Annotated in this window: 16 protein-coding genes and 1 pseudogene; 2 read left to right on the top strand and 15 right to left on the bottom strand. The window is 68.4% G+C overall.

What is annotated here, in order from left to right:
- Positions 1 to 44: 44 nt before the first annotated feature.
- The 15 genes from rnhB to rpsB form a co-directional block, all read right to left on the bottom strand.
- Positions 45 to 680, bottom strand: coding sequence for a ribonuclease HII (gene rnhB, locus R0D99_RS05460; RefSeq protein WP_317750363.1), 636 nt, complete (start codon positions 678 to 680; stop codon positions 45 to 47).
- Complete coding sequence (lpxB, locus tag R0D99_RS05455) at positions 652 to 1875, bottom strand: lipid-A-disaccharide synthase (protein WP_317750362.1); 1224 nt, start codon at positions 1873 to 1875, stop codon at positions 652 to 654. The genes rnhB and lpxB overlap by 29 nt, the downstream gene beginning before the upstream one ends.
- 16 nt (positions 1876 to 1891) lie before the next feature.
- Positions 1892 to 2680, bottom strand: coding sequence for an acyl-ACP--UDP-N-acetylglucosamine O-acyltransferase (gene lpxA / locus R0D99_RS05450; RefSeq protein ID WP_317750361.1), 789 nt, complete (start codon positions 2678 to 2680; stop codon positions 1892 to 1894).
- A gap of 165 nt (positions 2681 to 2845) precedes the next feature.
- Entirely contained in the window at positions 2846 to 3289 is a 444-nt protein-coding gene (gene fabZ, locus R0D99_RS05445; protein ID WP_317750360.1) for a 3-hydroxyacyl-ACP dehydratase FabZ, read from the bottom strand.
- A 60-nt stretch (positions 3290 to 3349) separates the two neighbouring features.
- Positions 3350 to 4351: a UDP-3-O-(3-hydroxymyristoyl)glucosamine N-acyltransferase gene (lpxD, locus tag R0D99_RS05440; protein ID WP_317750358.1), complete on the bottom strand. Its 1002-nt coding sequence runs from the start codon at positions 4349 to 4351 to the stop codon at positions 3350 to 3352.
- A gap of 58 nt (positions 4352 to 4409) precedes the next feature.
- On the bottom strand, positions 4410 to 4901 hold the full coding sequence (locus R0D99_RS05435; RefSeq protein WP_317751010.1) for an OmpH family outer membrane protein: 492 nt from the start codon (positions 4899 to 4901) through the stop codon (positions 4410 to 4412).
- A 23-nt stretch (positions 4902 to 4924) separates the two neighbouring features.
- Positions 4925 to 7222 (bottom strand): outer membrane protein assembly factor BamA, encoded by a 2298-nt coding sequence (gene bamA / locus R0D99_RS05430; protein WP_317750357.1) that lies wholly within the window; start codon positions 7220 to 7222, stop codon positions 4925 to 4927.
- A gap of 215 nt (positions 7223 to 7437) precedes the next feature.
- The gene (gene rseP, locus R0D99_RS05425) at positions 7438 to 8811 is read right to left on the bottom strand and encodes an RIP metalloprotease RseP (RefSeq protein WP_317750356.1); all 1374 of its coding nucleotides are present in this window, start codon (positions 8809 to 8811) and stop codon (positions 7438 to 7440) included.
- Between the two features lie 30 nt (positions 8812 to 8841).
- The gene (locus R0D99_RS05420) at positions 8842 to 10035 is read right to left on the bottom strand and encodes a 1-deoxy-D-xylulose-5-phosphate reductoisomerase (protein WP_317750355.1); all 1194 of its coding nucleotides are present in this window, start codon (positions 10033 to 10035) and stop codon (positions 8842 to 8844) included.
- On the bottom strand, positions 10032 to 10892 hold the full coding sequence (locus R0D99_RS05415) for a phosphatidate cytidylyltransferase (RefSeq protein ID WP_317750354.1): 861 nt from the start codon (positions 10890 to 10892) through the stop codon (positions 10032 to 10034). Before R0D99_RS05415 ends, R0D99_RS05420 begins: the two co-directional genes overlap by 4 nt.
- 14 nt (positions 10893 to 10906) lie before the next feature.
- The gene (gene uppS / locus R0D99_RS05410; RefSeq protein ID WP_317750353.1) at positions 10907 to 11629 is read right to left on the bottom strand and encodes a polyprenyl diphosphate synthase; all 723 of its coding nucleotides are present in this window, start codon (positions 11627 to 11629) and stop codon (positions 10907 to 10909) included.
- A gap of 290 nt (positions 11630 to 11919) precedes the next feature.
- On the bottom strand, positions 11920 to 12480 hold the full coding sequence (gene frr / locus R0D99_RS05405; protein ID WP_317750352.1) for a ribosome recycling factor: 561 nt from the start codon (positions 12478 to 12480) through the stop codon (positions 11920 to 11922).
- 15 nt (positions 12481 to 12495) lie between these two features.
- On the bottom strand, positions 12496 to 13218 hold the full coding sequence (gene pyrH, locus R0D99_RS05400) for a UMP kinase (RefSeq protein ID WP_317750351.1): 723 nt from the start codon (positions 13216 to 13218) through the stop codon (positions 12496 to 12498).
- A gap of 147 nt (positions 13219 to 13365) precedes the next feature.
- Complete coding sequence (tsf, locus tag R0D99_RS05395) at positions 13366 to 14250, bottom strand: translation elongation factor Ts (RefSeq protein WP_317750350.1); 885 nt, start codon at positions 14248 to 14250, stop codon at positions 13366 to 13368.
- A 131-nt stretch (positions 14251 to 14381) separates the two neighbouring features.
- A complete protein-coding gene (gene rpsB / locus R0D99_RS05390; RefSeq protein WP_317750349.1) occupies positions 14382 to 15137 on the bottom strand; it encodes a 30S ribosomal protein S2 in 756 nt (251 codons plus the stop codon).
- Positions 15138 to 15407: 270 nt separating this feature from the next.
- On the opposite strand from rpsB, the gene R0D99_RS05385 reads away from it, so the two are divergent.
- Positions 15408 to 16667: a D-amino acid dehydrogenase gene (locus tag R0D99_RS05385; protein WP_317750348.1), complete on the top strand. Its 1260-nt coding sequence runs from the start codon at positions 15408 to 15410 to the stop codon at positions 16665 to 16667.
- An 80-nt stretch (positions 16668 to 16747) separates the two neighbouring features.
- Positions 16748 to 18293, top strand: a pseudogene (locus R0D99_RS17295) (NAD(P)H-hydrate dehydratase).
- Positions 18294 to 18308: the final 15 nt, after the last annotated feature.

Raw genomic sequence — 18308 nt, 5'->3', positions numbered from 1 at the left:
CATGGTAGCTTGCAGCCCACTGGGCTGCGGCTTTCGGCTTGCCATCACGCACCCACCGGCGGCTGGATCAGCACCGCCGCCACAGGCGCAAAGGTGCGGCGGTGGTGCTCGCACGCGCCGTGGGCGCGCAGCGCCGCCAGGTGGGCGGCCGTGCCGTAGCCCTTGTGCGCGGCAAAGCCGTACTGCGGAAACGCGGCGTCGATCTCGGCGCACCAGCGGTCGCGGTGCACCTTGGCCAGGATCGACGCGGCCGCGATCGACATGACCTTGGCGTCGCCATCGACGATGGCCTCGGCGCGCATCGGCAGCACTGGCAGCCGGTTGCCGTCGACCATGACCAGCGCGGGCGGCAGGCGCAGCCCTTCGACCGCGCGGCGCATGGCCAGCAGCGTGGCCTGCAGGATGTTGAGCGTGTCGATCTCCTGCACCGTGGCCATGGCAATGGCGCAGCACAACGCCTTGTCCATGATCTCGTCGTGCAGCCGCGCGCGTGTCTTCGGCCCCAGCACCTTCGAATCGGCCAGGCCGCGAATGCGCTTGCGCGGGTCGAGGATGACGGCCGCGGCCACCACCGGCCCGGCCAGCGGGCCGCGCCCGGCCTCGTCCACCCCGGCGATGAGGCCGGGCGTGTCCCAGTCCAGTGGCGCCTGTTCAGCGCGCAAGAAGCGTCTCGATCGCATCGGTGGCCAATTGGGCAGTGTCACGTTTCAGGTCGTGGTGCAGCGCGGCAAAGCGCTGCTGCACCGCGTCGATTTTCTCAGGCGCGGCCAGCCAGTCCAGCACCGCCTGCGCCAGCGCGGGCGGCGTGGCCGCGTGCTGGATCAGCTCAGGCACGACGAAAGGCGCGTCGGTGCGGTCGGCCCAGTCGTGCGGCGACACGTCGGCCGGGCGGTGCAGCCATTCGCGCGGGGCGCACAGCACGTTGGGCAGGCCCACCCAGGGCAGCTGGCGCTTCTTGCGCATCACGCGGTAGCTGACATCGGGCATGGCGTAGGCAATGACCATGGGGCGCTTGAACAGCGCCGCCTCCAGCGTGGCGGTGCCGCTGGCGATCAGCGTGACGTCGCACGCGGCCAGCGCAGCGTGCGACTGGCCGCGCACCACGTGCACGGCGTCGCCCAGCCCGCTGGCGCGCGCCAGCGCCTGGACCTGTGGCAGCAGGTGCGGCACCGTGGGAACTATGAATTGTGTAGCTGGTCGCGCCTGCCTGATCAGCGCTGCGGCCTGAAAGAACCGTGAACCCAGGTGCTTGACCTCGGCCGCGCGGCTGCCGGGCAGCAGGGCCACCAGCGGCCCGGCGTCCGGCAGGCCCAGCGCGCGCCGCGCGGCGGCCCGGTCGGGCTGCAGGGGAATGCTGCTGGCCAGCGGATGGCCGACGTAGCTGGCGCCGATGCCGTGCTGGGCCAGCAGTTCGGGCTCGAAGGGGAACAGGCACAGCACATGGTCGGCGGCCGCTTTCAGCCGCGCCAGCTTTTCGGGACGCCAGGCCCAGAAGGAGGGGCTGACGAAATGCAGCGTCTTCAGGCCCGCGGCCTTCAGGCGCGCTTCCAGCTCGAAGTTGAAGTCCGGCGCGTCGACACCAATGAACAGATCGGGCTTTTGCGCAAGCAGGGTCTTCGTCAGGCGCTTTCGAATCCATAGCAGCTCGGGCAGGCGCGGCAGCACTTCAAGGTAACCGCGCACCGAGAGTTTTTCGACCGGCCACCACGCGTCGAAGCCCCGGCGCTGCATCTCGGCGCCGCCGATGCCGGCCGCCTGCAGGTCGGGCCAGCGCGCGCGCAGCGCGGCCAGCAGGTGCGCGGCCAGCAGATCGCCCGAGGCTTCGCCCGCCACCATGCCGAATCGCGGCGCGCGCTGTGTCGGCCCCGGCGTCATGGCCCTCACCCCGCCTTCAGCGCACGATGCCGCGCGTGGCCGACGACAGGAAGTCCTGCATCAAGTTGATGTCGGCGTCCGCCTCGGCCAGCTCGCCGCGCAGCGCGTCGATCTGCTGGCGCGCGGCCTCCAGCGTCAGGCCCTTGCGGTACAGCAGGCGGTACATCTGCTTGATGAGCGTGATGCGCTCGGGCGAAAAGCCGCGGCGCTTCAGCCCTTCGGCGTTGATGCTCTGCGCCTCGGCCGGGTTGCCGCCGGCCGTGACGAAGGGTGGCACGTCCTGCGCCAGCCGGGTCTGGAAGGCCGTCATGGCGTGCGCACCGACGCGCCCAAACTGGTGCACGCCGGTCAGACCGCCCAGGAACACCCAGTCGCCCAGATGCACGTGCCCCGCCAGCTGCACCGCGTTGGCCAGGATGATGTGGCTGCCCAGCTGGCAGTCGTGCGCGATGTGCACATACGCCATGATCCAGTTGTCGTCGCCCAGCCGGGTAATGCCCTGGTCCTGCACCGTGCCGGTGTTGATGGTGACGAATTCGCGAATGGTGTTGCCGTCGCCGATGTCGAGCCGCGTCGGCTCGCCGGCGTATTTCTTGTCCTGCGGCGCGGCGCCCAGGCTGGCGAACTGAAAGATGCGGTTGTCGCGCCCCAGCGTGGTGTGGCCTTCGATGACGCAGTGCGCGCCCACGGTGGTGCCGGCGCCGATGCGCACATGCGGGCCAATGACCGCGTAGGGGCCGACGTTGACGCTCGAATCGAGTTCGGCCTTCGGATCGATCAGCGCGGTAGAGTGAACCTGGGTCATGTGAGCAACAACGGTGCCACCAAAAACGCTGCTCGTCGCCCGAATGGCCGCGGAGCAGGCCGCCCGGGAACGCCGTGGCCGGGGTCTCCCCGGCCACCAGCGTTGCCCCCCCCGGGGGGAAGGCGCCGCAGGCGACTCAGGGGGGAGCACGTCCTTCAGGGGGGGTCAACTGACATCCCTCATCGTGCACATGATGGCCGCCTCGCAGGCGACGTCGTCGCCCACGGTGGCCTTGCAGTTGAAGCGGTAGATGCCGGCGCGGGCGCGGTCCAGCGCGGCATGCAGGATGAGCTGGTCGCCCGGCTCCACCGGCCGCTTGAAGCGCGCGCCGTCGATGCCGACGAAGTAGAACACCTGGTCGTCGCCGAGCGAGATGCCTTCGGTCTCGAACGACAGCAGCGCGCACGACTGGGCCATGGCCTCCAGCATCAGCACGCCCGGCATGACCGGCCGGTTGGGAAAGTGGCCGGTGAAGAACGGTTCGTTGACGGTGACGTTCTTCAGCGCCCGTATCGTCTTGGCCTCAAGGTCGATGTCGAGCACGCGATCGACCAGCAGGAAGGGATAGCGGTGCGGCAGCTTGGTCAGGATGCGGTGAATGTCCATCATGGCGAATGCTTCTGTTTTAATAGCTGTCCGCGCCGATGGGGTGGGCGCAGGCAGCCTATTCTATGACTCGTCGGGGCGGTCGGCCAGCCCGCCTTCCAGGCGCCGCACACGCTCGCGCAGGCGATGGATCTGCTTGAGCGTGGCCGCGTTCTTTTCCCATTCGGCGTTTTCGGCGATGGGGTAGAAGCCAGTGTAGTGCCCCGGCTTGAGGATGGAGCGCGTGACGATCGACGCCGACGAGATGTGCACGTGGTCGGCAATGGTCAGGTGACCCAGGATCATGCCCGCGCCGCCCACGGTGCAGTGGGCGCCGATGCGCGCGCTGCCCGCCACGCCCACGCAGCCGGCCATGGCCGTGTGCTTGCCAATGTGGCAGTTGTGGCCGATCTGGATCAGGTTGTCGAGCTTGACGCCATCCTCGATCACGGTGTCGTCCAGCGCGCCGCGGTCGATGCAGGTGTTGGCGCCGATTTCCACGTCGTCGCCAATGCGCACGGCGCCCAGCTGCTCGATCTTTTCCCAGCCGCCGTCGCGCGGCGCAAAGCCGAAGCCGTCGCCGCCGATCACCGCGCCGCTCTGCACGATGCAGCGCGCGCCCAGCACGCAGTCTTCGCCCACGGTGACGCGCGGCTTCAGCACGCTGCCCGCGCCAATGCGCGCGCCGCGCCCAACGAAGCACTGCGCGCCCACGCTGGCGGTGGGGTCGACGAAGGCGCCCTCCTCGACGATGGCGCTCGGGTGAATGCCCGGCTTGGGCGCACCGCCGTGCAGGCGCTTCCACAGTTGCGTCAGGCGGGCGAAATACAGGTGCGGGTCGTCGGCCACGATGCAGTCACCGCCGCCGTGCGCGCGCGTGCGCGCGGCATCGGCCATGGCGGGGCCGACGATGACGCAACCCGCCTGGGTGGCCGACAGCAGGTGCGCCAGCCGCGGGTTGACGAGAAAGCTCAGTTCAGTGGGCTGGGCGCTTTCGAGTGGCGCCAGGCGGGCGATGACCCGGTCGGGGTCGCCGAACAGCTGACCGCCCAGGGCCTGGACGATGGCGCCGGTTCGCAATGTCATGGCAGGCAAGGATAACGGGGGACGCCATCGGCCGCTGGCGCAGCCGGCGGGGCAGCGGTCACTTGCCGCTGTTCAGCGCCTTGATCACCTTGTCGGTGATGTCGAGCCGCGGGTTGACGTACACGGCTTCCTGCAGGATGACGTCGTACTTCTCGGCCTCGGCCACCTGCTTGACCACGCGGTTGGCGCGGTCGAGGATGTGCTGCAGCTCTTCCTGCTTGCGCGCGTTCAGGTCTTCCTGAAACTCGCGGCGGCGGCGCTGGAATTCGCGGTCCTGCTCCATCAGCTGGCGCTGGCGCGAATTGCGCTGGGTGTCGTTCATCGTCGGCGCTTCGCGCTCGAAGCGTTCGGACGCGGTCTTCAGCGCCGAACCCGCGTCGTCGATTTCCTTTTCGCGGCGCGAGAACTCCTGCTCCAGCTTGGTCTGGGCCGCCTTGGCGGGCGTGGCCTCACGCAGCATGCGGTCCGTGTTGACAAAGCCGATTCGCGTGCCGTCCTGGGCCTGGGCCCACGGCGCGGCGACTGCGGCGCTGCACAGCGCCACCACCATCAGACTGCGAGAGACGAACTGCTTCAAAACGAGGTTCCGATCTGGAATTGCAAACGTTGGATTCTATCGCCCGGCTTCTTGCGCAGCGGCACGGCAAAGGCGAAGCGCAGCGGGCCCAGCGGCGAAATCCAGCTGAGGCCCACGCCCGTCGAATAGCGCAGCGCGTCGGCGCTGATCTTGTCGTGTTCGCCGTACAGCGCACCCGCGTCGACGAAGCCGAACAGGCGCAGCGTGCGGTCGTTGCCCGCGCCGGGGAAGGGCGTGATGAATTCGGTGTTGAGCACGAACTTGCGCGTGCCGCCGATGAAGGCGCCGGTGACGTCGCGCGGGCCGAGCGTGGACTGCTCGTAGCCCCGCACCGAGCCCAGGCCGCCGGCGTAGAAGTTCTTGAACACCGGGAACGGCCGCCCGCCCAGCCCCTTGCCCCAGCCCGCCTCGCCGTTGAAGGCCAGCGTGTATTGCTTGGACAGCGGAATGTATTGCTGGTACTGGTAGTTGGCCTTGACGTAGCGCGCGTCGCCGAACAGGCCCAGTTCGCCCAGCAGGCGCTGGTAGCGGCCGGCGTTGGGCGCCAGCGCGCTGTCGCGCGAGTCGCGCGACCAGCCCAGCGTGAACGGGAACGCCGAGCTGCTGTAGCCGAAGCGCTCGGCATAGTCGAGGTAGGCGGCCGGGATGTTGGTGCCCGGCTTGATGCGCGTGCGCTCGGCGTTCATGCCCAGGTACACGGTGTCCAGTTCGGTCACCGGCACGCCGAACTTCAGGCCCACACCCATGGTGATGAGCGTGTAGTTGCCGCCCTGGTCCTGATACGGCTTCTGGGTGCGGTAGTAGACGTCGACCTTGCGCGACACGCCGTTGGACGTGAAGTACGGGTCGGTCGCGCTGACCACGACGGTGCGGTTGTACTTGCCGGTGTTGAGCTGCAGGTCAAGCTTGTTGCCCGAGCCGAACACGTTTTCCTGCGACAGGCCGAAGGTGAAGGCCAGCTTCTCGGCCGTCGAATAGCCGGCGCCGATGCTGACGCTGCCGGTGGGCTTTTCCTTGACCTCGACGTTCAGGTCGACCTGGTCGGGCGCGCCCGGCACGTCGGCGGTGCTGACGGACAGTTCGGTGAAGTAGCCCAGGCGGTCGACGCGGTCGCGCGACAGGCGGATTTTCTCGGCGTCGTACCAGCTCGATTCGTACTGGCGGAATTCGCGGCGGATGACCTCGTCGCGCGTGCGCGCGTTGCCGTGGATGTTGATGCGGCGCACGTAGGCGCGGCGTGACGGTTCGGCGCGCAGCGTGAGGGCCACGCGGTTGTTGACGCGGTCGACTTCGGGCACCGCTTCGACCTGGGCGAAGGCGTAGCCGTAGTTGCCGAAATGCTCGGTGAAGGCCTTGGTCGTCTGCGCCACCTGATCGGCGTTGTAGGCCTCGCCGGGCTTGATCTTGACAAGCGACTTGAACTCGTCGTCCTTCTGCAGGTAATTGCCGTCCAGCGACACGCCCGACACCACGAAGCGCTCGCCCTCGGTGATGTTGACGGTGATGCCGATCGATTCCTTGTCGGGCGCCATCGCCACCTGCGTGGAATCGATCTTGAAGTCGAGATAACCGCGCGCCAGGTAGAACGAGCGCAGCGCCTCCAGGTCGGCATTGAGCTTGGCGCGCGAATACTGGTCGCTCTTGGTGTACCACGACAGCCAGCCGCCGGTGTCCAGGTCGAACAGGTCGCGCAGGCGGCTGTCGCTGAAGGAGCGATTGCCGATGATCTCGATGTCCTTGATGCGCGCGGCGCGGCCTTCGGTGATGTTGAAGGTCAGGCGCACCTGGTTGCGCTCGGACGGCGTGACGGTGGTCACCACCTCGGCGCCGTACAGGCTGCGGTTGATGTACTGGCGCTTAAGTTCCTGCTCGGCACGGTCGGCCAGCGCGCGGTCGTACGGCCGGCCGGCAGCCAGGCCGGCATCGCGCAGCACGCCCTGCAGCACGTCGTTGGTGAATTCCTTGTTGCCGGCAAATTCGACGGCCGCCACCGTGGGCCGCTCCTGCACGATGACCACCAGCACGTCGCCCTGCACTTCAAGGCGCACGTCGTTGAACAGGCCCAGGCCGAACAGCGAGCGGATGGCCGCCGCGCCCTTTTCGTCGTTGTAGGTTTCGCCCACGCGCACCGGCAGCGACGCGAACACGGTGCCGGGTTCGACGCGCTGCAGGCCTTCGACCCGGATGTCGCGCACGGTGAAGGGGTCGACCGCCCAGGCCACCTGGGCCGCGAAAGCCGTGGTCACCAGTAGAACCGCGGACCGCAGACGGAAACGTTGTGCGATGGATTTCATGAATGCTTTGGAAGAACGGCGGCCACCTAGTGGCCTGGGTTGCAAGTTCGTTGAAAAAATGAATCGGTCGAAATCGCCGTCAGGCAAGGCGCAAAACGCAGCGATACCACGTGGTATCGCGAGGCTTTGCAACGCCGCATGGCGGTGATTGTCGGCAGATTCATTCAACGAATTTGCAATTCAGGACACTAGGGCCAAGGAGGAGTCCCTGTCGATCAGCCCAGCCGGCCCGCGATGTCGTTGACCATCGCGATGGCCATCATGGCCAGCAGCACCGACATGCCCACGTATTGGAGTCGCTCCAGCCACACGCCGGAGACGGGCCGCCCCGTCACCGCCTCCCAAAGATAATACATCAGGTGTCCTCCGTCGAGGACGGGCACGGGCAGCAGGTTGAGCACGCCCAGGCTCACGCTGATGAACGCCAGGAAGGCCAGGTAATACGTCAGCCCCTGGCTGGCCGACTTGCCGGCGTAGTCGGCGATGGCGATCGGCCCGCTCAGGTTCTTCAGCGACAGCTCGCCCATCAGCATGCGACCCAGCAGCTTGAGCGACAGCGTGGACACTTCCCACACCCTGACGGCGCCGCTACACAGGCCGTCCAGCGGCCCCTGGCGCACGGTCACCATCTCGGGCATGGCGCCAACGTAGGCGCCAATGCGGCCCACGGGCTGGCCCTTGTCGTGCTGAACGTCGGGCTGCACGGTCAGGCTCAGCAGCCGGCCGGCGCGCTCGACCTGCCATTCGGCGGCGGCGGCGCGGCCAGACTGCCCGCTGGCACGAATCAGCTCGCGCAACTGTTGCCCGTCGGTGACCTCGGTGAGGCCGACACGGCGCACGACATCGCCCTGGCGCAGGCCCGCCTTCTGGGCGGCGCCGCCCGACATGACCTCGCCCATGACGGGCCGGCTCAGCGGCGAGACGATGCCAATGGCGCGGAACAGCCGCGCATCGGGTTCGCGCAGGGTCAATGACGACAGCGGCAGCTTCACTTCGCGGCCCCGCCCGTCCCCGCGCACCACGTCGACCACCACGTCCTGCCCGTCCAGCGCGGCGCGCGTCAGCACCCAGCGCAGAGAGTCGAAGGACGCCACCGGCTCCAGTTCGTCACCCGCCAGCGCGGCCTGGCGCACTACATCACCGGCCTGCAGGCCGGCCTTGTCGGCCAGCGAGCCGGCCACCGGCGGCGACAGGATGGCGCGCGGCTCGTCGACACCGATCCAGTTGACCAGCGCGTACAGCAGCACAGCCAGCACCAGATTGGCCGCCGGCCCGGCGGCGACGATGAGCGCGCGCTTCTTCAGCGGCTGTGTGTTGAAGGCCAGGTGCCGCTCGCCCTCGTCCACCGGGGCTTCGCGCTCGTCCAGCATCCTGACGTAGCCGCCCAGGGGCAGCATGCCGATGACGAATTCGGTGTCCTGGCCCGGGCGCTGGTGCTTGGGCTTGAAGCGCGCAATGGTCTTGCCGAAGCCGACCGAAAAGCGCAGCACCTTGACGCCGCAGGCCACCGCCATGCGGTAGTGGCCCCATTCGTGTATGGCGATCAGCAGAGCCAGCGCAGCGATGAAGGCAATCAGGGTCAGCAACATGCCGTGGAGCCCCTCCCAGAGGCCAAAAAATCAGCCGGCGACGCGGCGCACGCACGCAGCGGCGGCGCCGCGCGCGCGGCCATCGAGTTCGAGCAGCGCCTGCAGCCCGTCGGGCGTGCGCGGCGCCACCGCATCGAGTGTGGCACGGTTGACGGCGTGGATCTGGTCGAAGCGGATTGCGCCGTCCAGAAAAGCCGCTACGGCCACTTCGTTGGCGGCGTTCAGCACCGCGCAGGTGCCCGGCTCAGCCCGCAGCGCTTCCCAAGCCAGCGCCAGGCCGGGGTAGCGCTGGCGATGGTCCTCGCTGTCGATGGCTTCAAACGTCAGGTTCTGCAGGCCGCGGAAATCCAGCGCCTGGGCGCCGGACTCGATGCGGTCGGGCCACGACAGCCCGTACGCGATGGGCACGCGCATGTCGGGCGTGCCCAGTTGGGCCACGACCGAGGTATCCTTGTACTGCACCATCGAGTGGATGACGCTTTGCGGGTGGATCACTACGTCAAGCTGGTCGGGCGACACGCCAAACAGGTAGCGCGCCTCGATGACCTCCAGCGCCTTGTTCATCATGGTGGCCGAATCGACCGAGATCTTGCGGCCCATCACCCAGTTGGGGTGCGCGCAGGCCTGGCTGGGGGTCACGTCGCGCAGGCTGGACGGCGCGCGGGTGCGAAATGGGCCGCCCGACGCGGTGAGGATGATGCGGTCGATGCGCTGCGCCCAGGTGGCTGGGTCGTCGGGCAGGGACTGGAAGATGGCGGAGTGCTCGCTGTCGATGGGCAGCAGCGTCGCCCCGCCTTCGGCCACCGCGCGCATGAACACGTCGCCGCCGACGACCAGCGCCTCCTTGTTGGCCAGCAACAGGCGCTTGCCCGCGCGTGCCGCAGCCAGGCACGGCGCCAGGCCGGCGGCGCCGACGATGGCGGCCATCACGGCATCCACGTCATCGCAGGACGCTACTATTTCAATAGCGTCAGGCGCAAGATCAACCTGCGTCGGCAGGCCTTCCAGCTTGATTTTTCGGTCCAGTTCGAGCGCGTGCGGCGCGCTGGCCATCACGGCCACGCGCGGCTTGAAGCGCGCGCACTGCGCCAGCATCAGGTCGACCTGGGTGGCGGCGGCCAGCGCCACCACTTCAAAGCGGTCCGGATGCCGCGCAATCACATCGAGGGTATTCGTGCCGATCGACCCGGTGGAGCCGAGCACCGCCACGCGCAACCGGCTCACAGCCCGTCCTTCAGCGACACCAGCAGCATCGCCAACGGCAACACGGGCAACAACGCGTCGATGCGGTCGAGCACACCGCCATGCCCCGGCAGCAGACGGCTGGAATCCTTCATGCCCGCACTGCGCTTGACCAGCGATTCGATCAGGTCGCCCACCACGCTCATCGCCGCCAGGAACAGACCGCCCAGCACCAACAGCAGCGCGCTGGACTGATACAGCCGGGTGTACAGGCTGGCAGCGCCCGTCTGGTAAGCGCTGTCAGCCCATACCCATGCAATGCCGACCAGCAGCACGCCCAGCATGCCGCCCCACACGCCTTCCCAGCTCTTGCCGGGGCTGATGGCCGGCGCCAACTTGCGACCGCCCGTCAGCCTGCCGCCCAGCGCGCGCCCAAAGAAATAGGCAAACACGTCGGCCGCCCACACCAGCACCAGCACCGACAGCAGAAAATTGACACCGATGCGCCGCGCCTGCGCCATCGCCAGCCAGGCCATCGCCAGTGCCAGCACGCCGCCAGCCCAGCGCAGGGCACGCGGCACCTGGGGCCAGCCGGCCACCCCGCGCGCCAGCAGCCAGCCGCCGCCCAGCACCCACAGCAACGCGGCCCCGGCCCACAGCCACGGCAAGTGCCGGTCCACCGCGCCGCCCCACCACAGGCCCGCGCACAGCACGGCACACAGCGCGCCGGTGGCGAGCGCGCCCGCGCCGCGCACCTGGTTGAGCCGCGCCCACTCCCACGCCGCCGCAGCGATCAGCACCAGCGACAGCGCAATGAACGGGGTGGGCGACGCGGCGAACAGCGCCGGCAGCAGAATGGCCAGCAGCACCAGAGCGGTGATGACGCGTGGCAACAGCACGGTGTGGCGCCCTTTCAGCCCGCGGCGACGCGCGCGACCTGCTCGGAGGTCTGCCCGAAGCGCCGCTCGCGCGCCGCATACGAGGCCAGCGCCTCGTCCAGCGCGGCCTCGTCGAAGTCGGGCCAGAGCCGGTCGCTGAAATACAGTTCGCTGTAGGCGCACTGCCACAGCAGGAAGTTGCTGATGCGCTGCTCGCCGCCGGTGCGGATCAGCAGATCCGGGTCGGCCACGTGCGCCAGCGCCATCGCGCGGTCCAGCGCGGCCTCGGTGATGGGTTCGCCGCGCGCGACCAGCTTGGACGCCGCCTGCGCGATGTCCCAGCGCCCGCCGTAGTTGAAGCACACATTCAGCACCATGCGCCCATTGTCGGCGGTATCGGCCTCGGCCTGCGCCAGGCCGCGCTGCATGCGCTCGGACAGCCCGCCGCGATCGCCCACGAAATGCAGGCGGATGCCGCCCTTGCGCAACTCCGGCACCTCGCGCGTCAGCGCCTTGCCCATCAGTTCCATCAGGCCACTGACCTCTTCCTCGGGCCGGTTCCAGTTCTCCGACGAGAACGCAAACACCGTCAGCACCCCCACCCCGCGCTCGGCGCAGGCGCGAATGCAGCGCCGCAGCGACTCCACGCCCTGGCGATGCCCCGCAATGCGCGGCATCAGCCGACGCTTGGCCCAACGCCCATTGCCATCCATGACGATGGCAATGTGATGCGGCATGGCAGCGGACGGCGATGTCATCAACGGAATATGAAAGAAATTGGCGGTCAGCGCTTGTCCATCATGCGCAAGCAGCTACTATTTTTATAGTGATCAGCCTTGCGACCACTGCCCCTCACCCCAACCCTCTCCCGCCAGCGGGAGAGGGAGCAAAACCCGACTGCACTGGCCCAGCCCGACCAAAAAAACCGAATGGCCGCGGAGCAGGCCATTCGGGAACGCCGTGCTCGGGGTTCCCCCGAGCACCAGCGTTGTCCCCCTCAGGGGGAAGGCGCCGCAGGCGACTCAGGGGGAGCAATGTTCGGGGGGGGTCATACCTCCATGATGTCCTTTTCCTTGCCCACCACCAGCGCATCGATCTCGGCGATGTGCTTGTCGGTGGCCTTCTGGACGTCGGCTTCGGTGCGCTTCTGGTCGTCCTCGGTCGCTTCCTTGTCCTTGACCAGCTTCTTCACCGCCTCGTTGGCGTCGCGGCGCAGGTTGCGGATGGCGATCTTGGCGTTTTCGCCCTCGGCGCGCACGATCTTGGTCATCTCCTTGCGGCGCTCTTCGCTCATGGGCGGCATCGGCACGCGGATCAGATCGCCCATGCTGGCCGGGTTCAGGCCCAGGTCGCTTTCGCGGATGGCCTTTTCGATCTTGGCGCCCATGCCCTTTTCCCACGGCTGCACGCTGATGGTGCGGGCATCGAGCAGCGACACGTTGGCCACCTGCGACAGCGGCACATGGTTGCCGTAGTACTCGACGTGGATGGTGTCCAGCAGCGCGGGGTTGGCGCGGCCGGTGCGGATCTTGGTCAGGTTGTTCTTGAAGGCGGCGATGGACTGCTCCATCTTGGCCTGCGCGTTCTTCTTGATGTCGGCAATCGTCATGGCATCACTCCTTGGTCAGACATGCACCAGCGTGCCCTCGTCGCTGCCCTGCACCACGTTTTTCAGCGCGCCGGGCTTGAAGATCGAGAACACCTTGATCGGCAGCTTCTGGTCGCGGCACAGGGCGAAGGCGGTGGCGTCCATGATGCCCAGGTTGCGGGTCATGGCCTCGTCGAAGCTCAGCTTCGTGTAGCGCGTGGCCTTGGGGTCCTTCTTGGGGTCGGCGGTGTACACGCCGTCCACCTTGGTGGCCTTCAGCACCAGTTCGGCGCCGATCTCGGCCCCGCGCAGGGCGGCAGCGGTGTCGGTGGTGAAGAACGGGTTGCCGGTGCCGGCGGCAAACACGACGACCTTGCCTTCTTCGAGGTACTGCAGCGCCTTGGGGCGCACGTAGGGCTCGACCACCTGCTCGATGCCGATGGCGCTCATCACGCGCGCCGTCAGGCCCTGGTGGTTCATGGCGTCGGCCAGCGCCAGTGCGTTCATCACCGTGGCCAGCATGCCCATGTAGTCGGCGGTGGCGCGGTCCATGCCGGCCGATCCGCCCGCCACGCCGCGAAAGATGTTGCCGCCGCCAATCACCACCGCCACCTGCACGCCCATGCGCGTCACTTCAGCGATCTCGCCCACGATGCGCTCGATGGTGGCGCGGTTGATGCCGAACGCGTCGTCGCCCATCAAGGCTTCGCCGGACAGCTTGAGCAGGATTCGCTTGTGGGCAGGTTTGGCTTTGGTCATCGGCAGTGATTCCGAAAGGGGGCGCGCTGAAGTCTACCGCGCGGGAATGGGGTGACGGGGCCGCCGTGGCCGGACCTGCGCCGGCCAGTGGCGGCGTCCCCCCTGCGAAGCAAAGGGGGGAAGGCGCGTCAGCGCCTCAGGGGGGGGTTAGGCCTTGCTCGCTGCAGCAACCTGCGCAGCCACCTCGGCGGCGAAGTCGTCCTGCTTCTTCTCGATGCCCTCGCCCACCACGTACAGCGTGAAGCCGGTCACTTGCGTGCCTTTTTCCTTCAGCATCTGCTCGACCGACTGCTTGTCGTTCTTCACGAAGGGCTGGTTGAACAGCGAGACTTCCTTCAGGTACTTCTGCACCGAGCCTTCGACCATCTTGGCGGCGATGTCGGCCGGCTTGCCGGATTCCTGCGCCTTGGCGGCGGCGACGCTGCGCTCACGCTCGATCAGTTCGGCCGGCACGTTGGCGCTGGTCAGGGCCACGGGCTTCATGGCGGCCACGTGCATGGCCACGTCCTTGGCGGCCACTTCATCGCCCGAATACTCGACCAGCACGCCAATGCGCGTGCCGTGCACGTAGCTGGCCACCTTGCCGGCCTTGCGCACGAAGCGGCGGAAGCTCATGTTCTCGCCGATCTTGCCGATCAGGCCCACGCGCACGTCTTCCAGCGTGGGGCCGTAGCCGTCCTGGCTGTACGCCAGCGCGCCCAGGGCGGCGACGTCGGCCGGGTTCTGCTCGGCCACCAGCTTGGCGGCAGCGGCGGCCATGTTCAGGAACATGTCGTTCTTGGTCACGAAGTCGGTTTCGCAGTTGACTTCGATCATGGCGCCCACGTCGCTGGCCACATGGGCAGCGATCACGCCTTCGGCCGTCACGCGGCTCGCGGCCTTGCCGGCCTTGGTGCCCAGCTTGACGCGCAGGATTTCTTCGGCCCTGGCCATGTCGCCGTCGGCCTCGGTCAGTGCCTTCTTGCACTCCATCATGGGTGCGTCGGTCTTGGCGCGCAGTTCGGCGACCATGCTTGCGGTGATTGCTGCCATGTGTTTACTCCGGTGATGTGGGTGAAAGCGGAGCGGATCGCATGAGCCGCTCGCGCAAAAAAACAGGACATTAAAAAGGGGCCATGACGCCCCCTTTGCCGTCAGCCGCGGTCAGGCGGCTGTGAGCCGGGTCAGGCGGCGCTGGCGTCCTCGACTTCGACGAACTCGTCGGTGCCTTCGGCCTGCACGGCCTTGATCACGTCGTTGACGGCGTTGGCCTTGCCTTCCAGCACGGCGTCGGCCATGCCGCGGGCGTACAGCGTCACGGCCTTGGCCGAGTCGTCGTTGCCGGGGATGACGTAGTCGATGCCGTCGGGGTTGTGGTTGGAATCGACCACGCCGATCAGCGGAATGCCCAGCTTCTTGGCTTCGGACACGGCGATCTTGTGGTAGCCGACGTCGATGATGAAGATGGCATCCGGCAGCGCACCCATGTCCTGGATGCCGCCGATGTCTTTTTCGAGCTTTTCCATCTCGCGCGAGAACATGAGCTGCTCTTTCTTGCTCATGCTGTCCAGGCCGGCTTCCTGCTGGGCCTTCATGTCCTTCAGGCGCTTGAGCGAGGTCTTGACGGTCTTGAAGTTGGTCAGCATGCCGCCGAGCCAGCGCGTCTCGACGTAGGGCATGCCGGCGCGACGGGCCTCTTCGGCCACGATCTCGCGCGCCTGGCGCTTGGTGCCCACGAACAGGATGGTGCCGCGGTTGGCCGCCAGTTGCTTGGCGAACTTCTGCGCGTCCTGGAACATCGGCAGCGATTTTTCCAGGTTGATGATGTGGATCTTGTTGCGATGGCCGAAGATGAACGGAGCCATCTTGGGGTTCCAGAAGCGGGTCTGGTGGCCGAAGTGGACACCGGCTTCCAGCATTTGACGCATGGTCACGGACATGGGAATTACCTTCTCAAGGTTGGGTCTGAAACCCAGCCGCCTCAATCGACACGCAGAGCGCCTGTGGCCAGGGTCTGCGGCGACACCTCGTCGCGGCTGGTTTGCGATTTGCCCCGCGCGCACCGCCTTGTAAGGCAGGCGCAAAGCGCAGAACCATGGGATTATAGCAGTCGGCCGTGCGTGCAGCGCGCACGCCGGCATGGTGCCGGGCCAGGACCGTGCGGCGCGTCCACGTAGAATCCGCCGCGCTCCCGCTCCTCCCCGCAGTCCATGAACATCGCCATCCTCGGCGCCGGCATCATCGGCGTGACCACGGCCTACGAACTGGCCGCCGACGGCCACCAGGTCACGGTGTTCGAACGCCATGCCAGCGTGGCCGAAGGCGCCAGCTTTGCCAACGCCGGCGTGGTGGCGCCGGGCTACGTCACCCCCTGGGCCGCCCCGGGCATGCCGATCAAGGTGCTGCGCCACCTGCTGGCGCGCCATGCGCCGGTGCGCATGCGCCGCCCGCTGTCGGCGGCCGACCTGAACTGGATGCGCCTGTGGCGCCAGGCCTGCGCGCCGGCCGCGTACACCGCCAACCGCGCGCGCATGCAGCGCCTGGCGTTCTACAGCCGCCAGCGCCTGCATGAAGTGGCCGCGCGCATGGCCTACGACTTCGACCGCAGCGACGGCTACATGGTGCTGCTGCGGGGCGAGCGCGACCAGCGCATGGTGCAGCCGGGGCTGGCGCTGCTGCGCGAGCTGGGCGTGCCCTTTCATGAAATCAACGCCAGCGAGGCGCGCCAGATCGAGCCCGCGCTGCACCCCGACACGCCGCTGGCCGGCGCCATTCACCTGCCGCAGGACGAAGTCGGCAACTGCCGGCAGTTCGCCGTCATCCTGCGCGATGCGGCCGAGCAGCTGGGCGCGCGCTTCGTGTTCAATACGGCCGTAGCGCGCATCGACAAAGCGCAGTCAGCTACGATTTATATAGCAGGCGATGCCACGCCGCAGGCTTTTGACGCCGTCGTGCTGTGCGCCGGTGTGCAGTCGGCCGCGCTGCTGCGCCCGCTGGGCGTGCGGCTGCCGCTGCGGCCGGTCTATGGCTATTCGATCAGCGCCCACATCCCCGAGCCGCTGCACGCGCCGCGCAGCGGCGTGATGGACGAGCGCTACAAGGTCGCCATCACCCGCATGGGCCAGCGCGTGCGCGTGGCGGGCTCGGCCGAGATCGGCGGCCGGCCGGACAACATGAACGACCACGCCGTCGGCACGCTGTACAAGGTGCTGGCCGACTGGTTTCCGGGCGCGGCGCGGCTGTCCAGCGGCGTGCAGGTTTGGAAAGGCGCCCGCCCCATGCTGCCCGACGGCCCACCGGTCATCGGCGCCAGCGGCATTCCTGGCCTGTGGCTCAACCTGGGCCACGGCTCCAGCGGCTGGGCGCTGTCGTGCGGCAGCGCACGCGTGCTGGCCGACCAGATGGCCGGCCGGTCGCCCGAGATCGACGTCGAGGGGCTGGGCGCCCAGCGCTGGATCACCCGCCGATAACGCGCCGTGGCGCGATTGCCGCACACAAATCGGCTGATGGCGCCAAGGCGGTGACGCGCCCGCGGACCCGATAATGGTTCATGCCCCGCCCGCTGCCCCTGGATCGCCCGGCCCCGCTGTTCGACGTGGCCGCCACACGTCGCCTGGAGCAGGCCGCCGCAGCCACCTTGCCGCCGCACACGCTGATGCAGCGCGCCGGGCTGGCCGTGGCGCGGCTGGCGCTGGCGATCCGGCCCCACGCACGCACCGTGTGGGTGGCCTGCGGGCCGGGCAACAACGGCGGCGATGGCTTCGAGGCGGCCATGCACCTCAAGCGCTGGGGCGGCCACCCCGTTGCGACCTGGCTGGGCAACGAAGCCACCCTGCCGGATGACGCGCGCGCCTCGCTCGAACGGGCGCGCGCCGCAGGCGTGCCCTTTGCCGACGAGCCGCCGCGCGACCTGGGACCGCAAGACCTGTGCATCGACGCCCTGCTGGGCATTGGCGCCACCCGCGCGCCCGAAGGCCGCATGGCCCAATGGCTGCTGCGCATGGATCAGGGTCCAGCCGCCCTGCTGGCGGTCGATGTGCCGACCGGACTGAACGCCGACACGGGCGCATGGCAACGCCCAGTAGATACAATTTTGATAGCAAATAACGCTGGTCCAGCCAGCGCAGGCAGTCCATTTGATCCCCCCCTCATCAGCCCGCGAACGCCACACGCTGACCCTGCTCACCGTCAAGCCGGGCCTGTTCACCGGCCAAGGGCGCGATGCCTGCGGCACGCTCTGGTTCCAAGACCTCGGCGTGCACAGCGACGACGGCGTGCCGCCCACCGCCATGCTGTGCGGCGCGCCCGGCGCATCACCGCGCCCGCACGCCAGCCACAAGGGCAGCTTTGGCGATGTGGCCGTGATCGGCGGCGTCAGCAACGCATCGCGTGGCGCCTCCATGGCCGGCGCCGCCCTGCTGGCCGCCAGCGCCGCGCTGCACGGCGGCGCGGGGCGGGTGTACGTCGGGCTGCTGGGCGACGGCGGCCCGACGCTCGACGTGGTGCAAGCTGAGCTGATGTTCCGCCGCCCCGATGAATTGCCGCTGGACGCGATGACCGTGGTGTGCGGCTGCGGCGGCGGCGATGCCGTGCGCGATGCGCTGCCCGCCGTGCTGCAGGCGGCCGCGCGCCTGGTGCTGGACGCCGACGCGCTCAACGCCATCGCGCAGGACACGGCGCTGCAAGCCGCGCTCACCGCGCGAGCGGCGCGCGGCCAGGCCACCGTGCTGACCCCCCACCCGCTGGAAGCCGCGCGCCTGCTGGCCACCGACACACGCCACGTGCAGGCCGACCGCCTGCGCGCCGCCCAGACGCTGGCCACGCGCTTTGCCTGCGTCACGGTTCTCAAAGGCTCCGGCAGCGTCATCGCCGCGCCCGACGAGTTGCCTCGCATCAACGCCACCGGCAACGCCCGCCTGGCCACGCCCGGCTCGGGCGACGTGCTGGCAGGCCTGACCGGCGCGCGCATGGCGGGCGGAATGCCGGCGTTCGACGCCGCCTGCGCAGCCGTCTACCACCACGGCCTAATCGCCGACGGCTGGCCTGCGGACCGTGCGCTCACCGCCAGCGCGCTGGCGCGGCGGTTGACGGCCTGACTGCACTCAAAAAGA

Origin of the sequence: Ottowia sp. SB7-C50, from assembly GCF_033110285.1 — a bacterium.
Classification (GTDB): Bacteria; Pseudomonadota; Gammaproteobacteria; order Burkholderiales; family Burkholderiaceae_C; genus Ottowia.
Note: the sequence above shows the minus strand (reverse complement) of the source record. Positions and strands in the feature narration are given on the sequence as shown.